This window comes from Acetobacter sp. DmW_136, assembly GCF_008690365.1.
Lineage (GTDB): Bacteria > Pseudomonadota > Alphaproteobacteria > Acetobacterales > Acetobacteraceae > Acetobacter > Acetobacter oryzifermentans.
This window is the reverse complement of the sequence record NZ_VHON01000031.1, coordinates 16,214-28,319: the sequence shown is the minus strand read 5'-3', so window position 1 is coordinate 28,319 and position 12,106 is coordinate 16,214. Positions and strand designations below refer to the sequence as shown.

Sequence of the window (12,106 nt, the reverse complement as noted above, 5' to 3'; positions counted from 1 at the left end):
TCCCCCCTCTATGACCGGATGGTAGATGTCATGGAGGAGCTGATGAAGTTCACATGGCTGCTGCGCGACCGGGCCGACTACCTCGTTGATCGCTACAGCGAACGCAAGGCGGAATTCCGTCTCCCGGAAAGTCTGTGAGCCGGGCAATGCCGGAACAGTTCGATGTTGTGATCGTGGGAGGCGGTCAGGCGGCCCTCGCCGCGTCGTATTTTCTACGACGGACCGGACTGCGTTACGTCATTCTTGATAACGGGACGCAGGCGGGTGGTGCATGGGTGCATGGCTGGGACTCCCTGCATCTGTTTTCACCCGCGTCCTACAGTTCGCTGCCCGGCTGGCCGATGCCAGACACGCCGGATGGCGGCTATCCGACCCGTGACGAGGTGTTGGACTATCTGCACCGCTACGAGGCGCGCTATGCGCCGCCGATCCGCCGTCCGGTCATGGTCGAGTGTGTGGAGCGCGCGAACGGAAAACTTCTGACTGTCAGAACCAGCGCGGGTGATTTTCTTGGCCGTGCGGTTATCGGGGCGACCGGTACGTGGTCAGCCCCCTTTGTTCCCGATGTCGCGGGGCGTGACCTCTTCGGCGGGACGCAACTCCATTCCAGCCATTACCGGAATGCCGCGCCCTTTGCCGGCCGACGTGTAATGGTGGTGGGTGGGGGCAACTCCGGGGCACAGATTATGGCGGAGCTGTCGCTTGTCGCTCAGGCAACATGGGTCACGCTGCATGATCCCATCTTTCTGCCCGATGACGTGGACGGACGGGTCCTGTTCGAGCGGGCGACCGCTCGCGTTCTCGGCGGCCCGTCGGCCATGCCCACCAGCGGCTTTGGCGATATCGTCATGGTCCCACCTGTGCGCGCCGCCAGGGAGCGAGGCGTGCTCCACGCGGTGCGCCCGTTTGTACGTGTGACGGCGACGGGCGTCGTCTGGCCCGACGGGCGGGAAGAAGCCATCGATAGGATCATCTGGTGTACCGGCTTCCGACCCGCGCTCGGTGTATTTGCATCACTCGACGTGATCGAGCCGGACGGCTTGATCCGTGTTAACGGGCAGCAGGCCGTCAGGGAGCCACGTCTCTGGCTGCTGGGTTATGGCTCCTGGTGTGGGCCCGCATCCGCCACGCTGCTGGGCGCCGGCCGTGTCGCCAGATCCATGGTCCGGCAACTGGCGGCCTGGCTTGCGTCGCCGATATAGAAGGTCTGCTTATCGAAACTTTGAGCAAGTCTGAACACGGCCGAGAAGAGGCGAGTGCAGCCTGTCTGTTCTGGTTCTCTTGAGCCGACAGGCTGTTTAGGCATGTTTACGACCATGTAGGTGGCGGAAGCGGCTATCCCCTTTCCTGCACAAGATTCGTCAGATAGCGGACCACTCGCTACGCACAGGTTGCAAATCTTCTTTGTCTCCCCCAGTGACGAAAACCCCTTCACTGTTGAATAAGAACGAATACTCATTTGATCCGAGCAATTCCAGCGCCTCTTCGCGCGTATGATCTGCTGTTGCTTGACAAAAACTTCCCAAAACTGAACGCTTGATGTGACCTATCGCGTTATTGCTTTTGGCAAAGAACTCGGCATTCCCTTCTGGAGGGAGAGCTATAATCTCGAGATCGTCACCATCAGCGTTCGACGATCTCGTCCCAAAGCTAGGGGGATTTTTAAGGTGAATATTTGCCGCCGCCAGTTCCGCGGCTAACTCGCGAGCTTGCGCCGAATTCATCACGCCCGTGATTCTTGATAAAACGGGCTCTACAGCCTCCAGACAAATTCCGGAATCATCAAACACGGTGTATATAGCTATGTCTTTTACTCGAATGTACAAGGTGTAGGCGCTGGACACGGTAGCAATATCAAAAAATTCATCTTCGGAGTTCTCTCCAACTTCGACGAACAACATTGATCCGTGGACATACTTACCAATCTTTGCGCCGGAGTAATGGGCGCGGGCGAGACAATGCATGTGGTGAAATGTTGACCAATCATAGCCATCAGATATGTAGAATCGTCCAAGGCGCGTATCCGGGTTCTGTAAAAGCGTTTTGTCTTTAAGGTGCATTTTTACAAAGAGTAGGGCCATCCACTGAAACAGGCGCTCGGTCCCCTCGCGCTCGACCAACGCGCTTAGACCTGAAAAGCCCTTCCCAAACGCTTCGCTGATTGGTTTTTCAAAATGCTCCGCAAGACCCGTGTTACATTCAGTGCAACACGGGATGGTATAACTTCCATATCGGTGCAGCCTACCGTTCGGAAGCTGAATATTCCCCGAGTGAATATTGACATTCCTCAACAACCAATTTGGTATAACATGCTCTCTATTGAATGGGACTTTACTCGGATGTCGTCCGCATATAAAGCAATGATCGCCCTCACAGATATCAGAAACAAATTTGTCTATACTACAAAATCGTAGGCAACCGGTTTTGTCGTAGATCGACTTGTCAGTGGTGATGGGCATCATGAGATTATGCTGGAGAACTCACAAAATTTCAACAAGATTACAGTGAGTAATGTTTTAACCGAACAATGTTTCACCTACACGTTTGGCATGCTTGTTGCGACCGCAAGCTGAACCGCTCTAAAACTGATGGAAGCCAGTCTTCGAAAGTCGAACATTCATGTCTGTTCTTCGGAATCACATATTGGTGCACCGACGTCCGATATGAGAGGCAAAGTGGCCGCAGGAGTCTGCGCTATTCACGTCCGCTATGCGGAAAGCGATCGAGGATCGCTGTATTTCCGATATGAGGCGTCTGCCGCCTGTCTGGTTCCGCATTCCTGACCAGAAAGATGGATCAAGGGACGATGTGCGAGCCTTGAGCCAAGTGCCACTTGAAAGCGGAGATTTCTATCAATGTAGGCGCGGTTCGGTATTCCTTGGCTCTGCATCACCAGCTAAACTTATCAGATATAATTTTTAGATTGGACGCAAAGGTTCTGATGGCTCTCTCTCAGATACAGGTTATTCGTTCACTTGGGGATGCTTTGGGCTGGCTTGAAAAGGAAATCCAATGGGGAGTCAATCCTGCCGAATTGCGACACCTAACCGGCCGAATTGGCGAACTGTACGTCGCCATGAAAACCCGTGGCCAAATGGCACCGGAAGTCAATCAAAAGGGCTACGATGTTGTTTCAGCTGAAGGCGAACAGATATCCGTCAAAACTATCACGTCTACCCAACACGTTAGATTTAACAGAAACACTTTCGACGTTGTTCACCGTGTCGTCGTTCTACGATTGAATTTTGATGATGATGACATATCAATCGAGGAGGTCGCTGATATGTCATCATCTGATTTCCGTCTCTTATGCCGTGAAGGAGAAGGCGTCTATACTTACTCCCCACGTCAACAAAAAGTCTCCGTGCCCATACATGATCAGGGTGTTGTCAGGGAAGCTTCCTATGGAGCTTACAAAGTAATCGAATATGAAAGCGGCACAATCCAAGTGGAGAAAGACGGTATTCCCGAGAGGATCACAAAGCCAGCTTTGCGTGAACTAGCCACATCACTGAGTGTCAGTCTTTTCAACAATACAGGAAATAAGAGAAATACCCGCCAGCTTGGATCTGAAGTGATTTCGGCTATCAAAGCTTTAGAGAAGCCATAAAGTTAACAGCGTTTGAAAGCGCCTGCTGACATAACGGATTGAACAAATAATGTCCGCTGTCCGGTAAACGCTGAATCACGCTGAATCACGCTGAATGGCTAACATGAGGCGACTGCCGTCTGTCTGTTTTGGTTCGCTTGAGCAGACAGGCGAATTTGGGGGGAAACAGACAGTCGGCTATCGGGATAGAGTTACCGAAAACAGCCTTTCGCAGTGTTCACATTCATGGCAGGGAGTAGAACTATTCAGGTGATTTCGCCTACTTCACGACAAGTATCACGTCGGCGGCTAAATATTTTCTATAGTTCAAATGCAAGTTCCTTCCATTGGAAGGAACTTGCGGGAAAAATAGGGTATCAGCGAGCAAGCGGATAATCCGTATAGCCTTCTGCACCCTGCGAGTACCAGGTGCGGATATCGTCCTTGTTCTGGGGCAGATTGTCTTCCAGACGACGCACGAGGTCCGGATTGGCGAGGAAAGGCCGACCAAACGCAATGGCGTCCGCAACACCGGTAGCGACTGTCTCGATCGCTTCTTCCCGTGTGTAGTCCTGATTCAGAACCAGCGGCTTCCTGAAGACTTCGCGGATCGGACCATGCAGCTTGGGCTGGTCGGTCTTGCCGAACGTGCCGTTCGGTCCGGGCTCGCGCAGTTCAAGGAAAGCGATATCGAGGTCATTCAGCAGCTTTGCGGCCGGCACAAAAACCTGCTCTGGATGACTGTCGATGCAGCCCTGCGTATCGCCATTGGGGGACAGCCTTACTGACGTTTTGTGCGCGCCAATCGTTGCGATCACGCGTTCGGTGACTTCACGCAGGAAGCGGATGCGGTTTTCCGGCGAACCGCCATATTCGTCGGAACGATGATTGGTGCCGTCCCGCAGAAATTCGTCGATCAGATAACCGTTGGCGGCATGAATCTGCACACCGTCAAAGCCTGCCTGAAGGGCATTGCGAGCAGCATTTTCGTAGTCGTTCAGGATGCGGGCAATGTCCTCCTTGGTGAGAGGGCGGGCGACTTCGGGAGCCTGCTTGCCATCGTACGTATGGAGGGCTTCAGGCGCTTTTGTCGCCGAGCAGGACACAGGTTGCTGGCCCGTCACGCTGGAATGAACCATCCGACCCATATGCCAGAGCTGGGCCACAATCTTTCCGCCCTTGGCGTGAACTGCGGCGGTGATGGGCTTCCAGGCTTCCACCTGTTCCTGCGACCACAGGCCCGGCGCATACGGCCAGCCAAGACCTTCGCGGCTGATCCCGGTCGCTTCTGAGATGATCAGACCGGCTCCGGCCCGTTGCGCGTAATATTCGGCCATGATGGGGGTGGGCACATGATCACGGGTGCTCCGACCGCGTGTCAGCGGCGCCATGAGAATTCTGTTTTTGGCGTAAATGCTTCCCAGTTCAATCGGCTCAAACAGGCTGGTCATGACAGATCCTTCTTAAAAGACGCAGTTCCTATGAATTTGGGAAGCCTCACGAGGAATACAACAGAAGGCTTACCACCTCGTCTGACTTGAGGTGAGCACTGCCTATCTGCTGAATTGGTGAAGCCGACAGGCAGATTTGGGGGGGAAGCCGAATGTCTGCTTCAGAACTGGCCTGATCATAAACTGCCACCATGGGAGCACGTATAGTCCTTGAATTTTCCATGAGGATTTTTCAGATTCTGACACGTGAGGATGAGGCCGTATAACTATTTCGGGTAATCTTCCGTCAAATGCAGAATCGACTGGCTGCGAAAAAAGTCAGGAGAACTAATTATCAAACGGAGAAAGTGCTTCAATAATTCGGCATTCTGAAATATTACCTCCCCCGCATGATTCTATCATCGTAGAAAGTTCATGGCGCAATGCGATGAGATCCGCAATTTTGCGCTCAATTTCTGCCATATGGTCACGAGCAATTCTATCAACTGTCTTACAATCCTGGGTTCCCTGATCCGTTAGGGATAATAGAGCTCTTACCTGGTCTAATGAAAAACCCAGATCCCGAGATCGACGAATAAAAGACAGTCTCGCGAGTGCCTCATCATCATAAGTGCGATAATTGCCATCGGTCCGCTGTGGCGGAGCCAGAAGACCGATCCGTTCGTAATAGCGGATCGTCTCGACTTTGGTATTCGTCGCCTTCCCCAAGGCACCAATCGATCGCATTCCCTGCCTCTTGACCCTGTAGTTGCTACAGGGAGCATACATTAAAACAGATGATTCGTCAGGGAGGCGCTGGATGGCAGGAGGATGCTGTGGTGGATGCACAGATACGCCGCTACCAATCAATAAATCATGGCGGAGAGCGCTCCTGATCGCGCTTTTTCTCAATGCCAGCATGTTTGCCGTTGAAGCTGGGGCTGGCGTGTCGGTTGGATCTGCATCCGTACAGGCGGACGCGATTGATTTCCTTGGCGACAGCGCCAACTACGCAATAAGCCTCAGTGTTGCCGGAATGGCATTGCGATGGCGAGCTGGCGCGGCCTTTCTGAAAGGCCTGACCCTGTTCATGGCTGGGCTATGGGTAATGGCCAATGCTGGGTGGATAGTAATGAACAGCAACCATCCGCCTCACCCAGACGCAATGGGCGGCATTGGTCTGCTTGCCCTCGCGGTCAATCTGGCCTGTGCCCTCATATTATGGACACACCGGAAAGGTGATGCCAACCGCCGTTCTGTATGGATCTGCTCTCGTAATGATGCGATCGGAAATGTTGCCGTTGTGCTGGCAGCTCTGGGCGTGTTTGGCACTCGTTCTGCGTGGCCGGATATTGCGGTAGCTGCCATCCTTGCGATGCTTGGTATTAGTGGAGGTGTGCAGATTATGCGACAATCGAGAGTAGAACTAACAGATAACAAATCAGATATATCACGACATATCAATGTATAAATCATATAATACTCTAGAATATATTAAGCAGGTAAGGAGACGCACACGCTATAATGCGGCATTCATTCTCCTGATTTTTCCCCTGCTCTGTGGCTGTACAAATAGTGATCACTCAAATATTTCGCCGGAATCAGATGTCCAGAAATTTTCCAGCCGTCAATTTACGGATGCCGGATTGCAAGAATTCATTACAAAAGTTCTCGGACCAAACGTATCGAGTCAGGAAAACGCATGGGGCATCACTCGCCTGACGCTTGCTACCTTGTATTTTCATCCCGATATCCTTGTAGCTAAAGCTGAACTGGAAACGGCTCGCGCTGGAATCAAGACAGCCGGTCAACTGCCCAATCCCAGTTTCACGGTGCTGGGTGGCCCATCGGCTCATTACGTCGGCTACGGCGCGTCAATACTGATCGAATTTTTCGGCAGGCGTTATCACCGTATCAAAGAAGCCAGATATCGGGCTGCCGTCGCGCAATGGGAAGTCATCAATACTGCATGGAAACTACGCAGCGACACGCGGTCTGCTCTTCTCGGCGTCTGGGCTGTATCCGGGCGCCTCAAGCTTGTGGAAGAGACTGCGGCAGCTAAACGCGAACTCTTTACCCTGGAACAGGCACGTTTTGATCAGGGGCGAGCATCCGCTCTCGAAATATCGCAGGTACGGACGGAAATGATCCATGCCGAGTTGTCTGTCAGTGATCTGCGGCGCGAGTATGCCGTCCGTAAGGCAGCTCTGGCAGGAGCAATCGGGGTTCCTGCCGAAGCACTTGATTCCATTGCTCTTGATACAAAAGCATTTGATGTCTGTCCCGACCTCATGGAATACCGCGATTCACAGGACATGAGATACCAAGCCGTAATGCAACGCGCGGATCTGCGGGAACTTCTTGCGTCTTATGACGCCGCCCGACAGGCTCTACGGGTCGAAGTTTCCCGACGCTATCCCGATGTCACCATCAGTCCCGCCTATAACTGGGATATTTCAAATCGCTTTGAGGTAAATCCCTCTCTGCAAATTCCGATTTTCAATCAGAACGAAGGCCCCATAGCTGAAGCTGTTGGGCAGGAGCATGAGGCGGCGGCTCGTCTCCGGCGTGCAGAGAACACGGTGTTTAAGTCCATCTCGCAGGCTACGGCCAATTACCGCGGCACGACATCAATTCTGCTACAGGCGGATGAACTTGCCAAAACCGTACGGGTAAGGCTGAACCAGATGCAGCACCGCCTTCAGTCAGGCGCAATCGACCGACCAACGATGGTTATGACTCATATAGAGCAGATTCAAGCAGAGACCGCTCTTCTTGAAGCAGAAATTCAGCAACGGCAAGCCATAGGTCAGATCGAAGATGGCATGCAGCAGCCCATTTTTGATCACACCAGTGCCGCGCAGGTTTCCGGCCTGCTTGAAAATAACCAAAGGAACTCACCATGAAAGCGAGGGCCTTCTGGCTGCCTCTTGTAGGTCTTTCTGTCTTCCTAGTTCTAAACGTGGCGGACATTGCTATTGCAGATGATGATGATCCACCAGTTTCGGTTCTTGGCGCAGAGGCGACCGTGACGGTCTCCCCGGAAGCAGTTACGAAGAGTGGCATCGCTTCTGCACGACCCAGCATCGTGCCTTGGAGAAAGTTGGTTCCCGCCTATGGTTACGTTCTGAACGCAACACAACTTATCACTCTTGTTAGTGATTATGCTGACATGAAAGCGCGGCTGGAGAGCATGCAGGCACAGCAGACGCTTGCCCGTGCGAAACTCGATCGTGACAAAGGACTGTATCGCGACCGGCAGAATATCTCTCAGGAACAATTCCAGGAGACAACAGCCAGATTTCAGTCCAACTCAGCTATGGTAAAAGCAGAACAGGTCCGGGTGAATAACGCACTTAATATTATCAGACAGCAATTTGGTTCGGTCATATCTGACGCTACCGAAAAAAATACAATTTTCATTACACAGTTACTTCAACAACAAGTGGTCTTGGTCAAGGTGACCCTTCCACCAGATACGGATCTACCAACCCCACCAAGTCAGGCGGATGTGACCGATTATGGAAACACGGGTGGACACGGGACAATGCTCCACTATTTGTCTCCTGTAACCATGACCGATCCTGCTATTCAGGGGCGTAGCTTTTTCTATTTTGCGTCGGCTGAAAGTCAGCTTGTCGCGGGCATGAATGTTTCCGTTCTCCTGCCTACCGAAGAGGAACGTCCCGGTATCCGGATACCTGCATCAGCTATTATCTGGCTGCAAGGTAAGTCGTGGATATACCGTGATAACGGACACGGAAAATTTACACGCCTACCCCTTACGACCGACGTGCCGGACCGAGAAGGTGGCTACCTGATCCAAGATACTCCAGGACAAATCACACACGAAACGCAAATCGTCGTAGAGGGTACGCAATTACTTCTGTCTGAAGAATTCCGAGCTCAGCTTGAATCAGGAGACGATGACGACTGATGACGGGACGTTCTTTCAGCCTTCAGGCAGCTATTATCGGGTTTTCGATCCGCTTCCGGGGCGTGGTTATCGCAACCGCATGTCTGTTGTTCTTCTATGGCCTGTATGGCTTGAGACATGCCAGCTATGATGTGTTTCCGGAATTCATTCCGCCACGGGTCACGATCCAGACCGAAGCCGCTGGTTTTACGCCGGAACAGGTCGAAACATTGGTTAGTCGCCCAATGGAAATTGCCCTGACCGGCCTCCCGGGTATTCAGCGCGTGCAATCGACTTCGATTCAGGGACTGTCAGTCGTCAACGTCCTGTTTGCGACATCGACCGATATTTATCGCGCCCGGCAACTGGTCGGGGAACAAATGAATGTTGTTGCACAGCAATTGCCAGCCGGTGTTCATGCTCCGACTATGACGTCACTGACCTCATCCGCCGGTCTGGTACTGGTGATTGGTCTGACGTCGGAACAACAGTCCCTCATGCAGTTGCGCACGCTTACTGACTGGTCATTGAGGCCGCGTCTGCTGGCGTTGCCTGGTGTGGCTGGAGTCAGTGTGTTTGGCGGGGAGCGTCGGTCACTCCAGATACAGGTACATCCAGACCAACTCATCTTGCATCATATCGGACTTGATGACGTCCTTGCGGCTGCCCAGGAAGCAACTGGCATACAGGGGGCCGGCTTTATTGATACCCCGAACCAAAGAGTCGTTCTTCAGTCTGACGGTCAGGCCCTGACGCCAGAAAGTCTGGCCCGCACTGTGATTGTCCGCTCTGATAATGGTGCTGTCACACTGGGCAGTATTGCCACTGTAACTGAAGCCCCTATTCCCGCCTTCGGCGCGGCCAGTATCGAGGGAAAGACAGGCATTGTGGTTAATATATGGGAACAGTACGGTGCCAATACGATGGCTGTGACCCGGGAAATCGAGGCGGCACTTACCGATTTCCGCCCGCAATTGCAGGGACAGGGGATTACATTGCATGCTGACCTGTTCCGACCCGCCAATTTCATTACGACCGCATTGGGGAATGCCACACAAGCATTGCTTCTGGGCGGTTTTCTGGTGGTTGCCGTAATCTTTCTTTTCCTTTTTGACCTGCGAACCGCTGCAATCTGTTGCGCCACCATACCTTTGGCTATTCTGATAGCCCTGTCGTTGCTGGAGACACTCGGGGTTACTTTGAATGCCATGACCCTGGGGGGGCTTGCTATCGCCATCGGCGAGGTCGTGGATGACGCCGTGATCGGGGTCGAAAATGTTACACGCCGATTGCGTGAAAACCGGCTTCTGGTCCAGCCCGCATCTACAGCGCGCGTCGTACTCGATGCATGCGTTGAAGTCCGCAGTGCAGTGGTTTACGCGACCTTTGCTGTCATTATCGTTTTCTTGCCTGTCATCGCCCTTCCCGGACTTTCGGGACGACTGTTTGCTCCACTGGCAACAGCTTATGTTCTTGCGGTCATGGCTTCTCTTGCCGCTGCTGTAACCGTTGTACCTGCACTCTGCGCATGGCTCTTGGCGACGCCTGGAGAAACCCGGAGAGAGCCCCCCCTGGCAGGATGGACCGCCAGAGCTTATGAACGTCTTCTGGCCAGATTAATGCGCCATCCCCGATTTGTTATAGGCGGGATGATCCTGACCACCTTGATAGGGTTTGCGGCCCTTCCATTCCTTGAAAGCGATTTCATTCCTGATTTCAAGGAAGGTCACCTTATCATTCATATGACGGCTGCTCCGGGGACTTCCCTGGAACAGTCTCTGAAATTAGGTAGACAGGTTACAGAAAAACTTCGTCAGCTTCCCGAAATCCGTTCGGTTGCTCAGAGAGTCGGACGCGCCTCGCTGGATGAGGACACGTATGGACCACATACCAGCGAGTTTGAGGTTGATTTGAATCAGGTGGATGGGAAGGCTTCCCGACAGATTGATGCCCGCGTTCGCAAAGCGCTTGACGGGTTCGTTGGGGCCAGTTTTTCTGTCAGTAGTTTTTTGACGATGCGCGTAAACGAAACCCTTTCTGGTTCGTCTTCGGCTGTGGCAATCAATATTATTGGCGATGATCTGGATGTATTGGATATCCAGGCAAATAATATTGTCCGCATGTTGCATCAGATACATGGCGCAACAGATGTCCGGATAGAAGCACCCCCTGGTGTTCCGGAACTTGCTATTCGGCTACGCCCTGCTGATCTGGAGCGCTGGGGGCTTCGGTCGGCGGATGTACTCCGATCCATCCATACAGCCTGGCAGGGTGAAACCGTGGGGCAGATATACGAGCGTTCTGCGGCTTTTAATGTTATGGTTCGTCTTGATGACGCAAGTCGTAATGATGTTGCGTCTGTCGGCTTCCTGCCACTGCATACTGTTCACGGAAACTACGTACCACTCCGCGCTGTCGCAGACATATATGAGACGAACGGTCGCTATCAGGTGTCACATCTGGGAGCACAGAGAACACAGACTGTCACCGCAAATGTTACAGGACGATCAGCTCAATCTTTCGTTCAGGACGCACGCACGGCTATAGCAAAAAATATCAAACTGCCTCTTGGAACCTACGTTCAGTTTACATCCGCAGCGGAAGCTGAATCACAATCACGCAAGGAACTGTTTATAAATTCCGGGCTCGCTGCCATAGCGGTCATGATTCTGCTCTCAATAATCACACAAGGATGGCGCAATCTCGCTCTGATACTCGTCAATCTTCCCTTCGCATTTGTCGGCGGCATTCTGGCAATCATTGTTTCCGGCACAACGCTAACTCTTGGGGCAACAGTCGGCTTCGTTACTCTATTCGGGATTACGCTTCGGAATTCGGTGATGATGATTTCGCATTTTGAGACTTTGGTCGAGCGGGAACATCTCACATGGGGAGTAACAACAGCGCTCCGGGGGGCCAGAGACCGCGTCGTCCCCGTACTCATGACATCGCTCGTTACGGCGCTTGGACTGGCGCCTCTGGCTGTTGATATGAATGCGCCTGGGCGGGAAATCGAAGGACCTATGGCAGCTGTCATTCTTGGAGGGCTCATGACATCAATGATACTTAACCTGTTTGTTTTGCCTATTCTTGCTGTCAAATTTGGTAGTTTTTCTGAAAACGAAACGGGAGTTCCGGAAACCTTGTTCAAGTGACAGGTATGGGCCACTG

Annotated in this window: 9 protein-coding genes and 1 pseudogene; 7 read left to right on the top strand and 3 right to left on the bottom strand. The window is 52.7% G+C overall.

What is annotated here, in order from left to right:
• Both FKW31_RS10880 and FKW31_RS10875 read left to right on the top strand, forming a co-directional pair.
• Window positions 1-138: pseudogene (locus FKW31_RS10880) on the top strand (arsenical resistance protein ArsH); the annotation flags it as partial.
• Window positions 139-146: 8 nt separating this feature from the next.
• A complete protein-coding gene (locus tag FKW31_RS10875) occupies window positions 147-1,202 on the top strand; it encodes an ArsO family NAD(P)H-dependent flavin-containing monooxygenase (protein WP_087636578.1) in 1,056 nt (351 codons plus the stop codon).
• 159 nt (window positions 1,203-1,361) lie between these two features.
• On the opposite strand, the gene FKW31_RS10870 is transcribed toward FKW31_RS10875, so the two are convergent.
• On the bottom strand, window positions 1,362-2,462 hold the full coding sequence (locus tag FKW31_RS10870) for a hypothetical protein (RefSeq protein WP_150178556.1): 1,101 nt from the start codon (window positions 2,460-2,462) through the stop codon (window positions 1,362-1,364).
• A 479-nt stretch (window positions 2,463-2,941) separates the two neighbouring features.
• Here FKW31_RS10870 and FKW31_RS10865 point away from each other — a divergent pair, with 479 nt between their 5' ends.
• The gene (locus FKW31_RS10865) at window positions 2,942-3,610 is read left to right on the top strand and encodes a DUF6998 domain-containing protein (protein ID WP_026019401.1); all 669 of its coding nucleotides are present in this window, start codon (window positions 2,942-2,944) and stop codon (window positions 3,608-3,610) included.
• Window positions 3,611-3,966: 356 nt separating this feature from the next.
• Here FKW31_RS10865 and FKW31_RS10860 read toward each other — a convergent pair whose 3' ends face one another.
• Both FKW31_RS10860 and FKW31_RS10855 read right to left on the bottom strand, forming a co-directional pair.
• Complete coding sequence (locus FKW31_RS10860; RefSeq protein WP_010511738.1) at window positions 3,967-5,040, bottom strand: alkene reductase; 1,074 nt, start codon at window positions 5,038-5,040, stop codon at window positions 3,967-3,969.
• A 327-nt stretch (window positions 5,041-5,367) separates the two neighbouring features.
• The gene (locus tag FKW31_RS10855; protein WP_003618791.1) at window positions 5,368-5,766 is read right to left on the bottom strand and encodes a helix-turn-helix domain-containing protein; all 399 of its coding nucleotides are present in this window, start codon (window positions 5,764-5,766) and stop codon (window positions 5,368-5,370) included.
• A 73-nt stretch (window positions 5,767-5,839) separates the two neighbouring features.
• Between FKW31_RS10855 and FKW31_RS10850 the strand changes: the two genes are divergently transcribed.
• From FKW31_RS10850 to FKW31_RS10835, 4 genes are read left to right on the top strand one after another with little or no spacing between them, the layout of a single operon-like run.
• The gene (locus FKW31_RS10850; protein WP_010516881.1) at window positions 5,840-6,490 is read left to right on the top strand and encodes a cation transporter; all 651 of its coding nucleotides are present in this window, start codon (window positions 5,840-5,842) and stop codon (window positions 6,488-6,490) included.
• Window positions 6,483-7,925, top strand: coding sequence for a TolC family protein (locus FKW31_RS10845; RefSeq protein ID WP_019088956.1), 1,443 nt, complete (start codon window positions 6,483-6,485; stop codon window positions 7,923-7,925). Before FKW31_RS10850 ends, FKW31_RS10845 begins: the two co-directional genes overlap by 8 nt.
• Window positions 7,922-8,956 (top strand): efflux RND transporter periplasmic adaptor subunit, encoded by a 1,035-nt coding sequence (locus FKW31_RS10840; protein WP_011251445.1) that lies wholly within the window; start codon window positions 7,922-7,924, stop codon window positions 8,954-8,956. The genes FKW31_RS10845 and FKW31_RS10840 overlap by 4 nt, the downstream gene beginning before the upstream one ends.
• On the top strand, window positions 8,956-12,090 hold the full coding sequence (locus FKW31_RS10835; RefSeq protein WP_070325595.1) for an efflux RND transporter permease subunit: 3,135 nt from the start codon (window positions 8,956-8,958) through the stop codon (window positions 12,088-12,090). The genes FKW31_RS10840 and FKW31_RS10835 overlap by 1 nt, the downstream gene beginning before the upstream one ends.
• Window positions 12,091-12,106 lie beyond the last annotated feature (16 nt).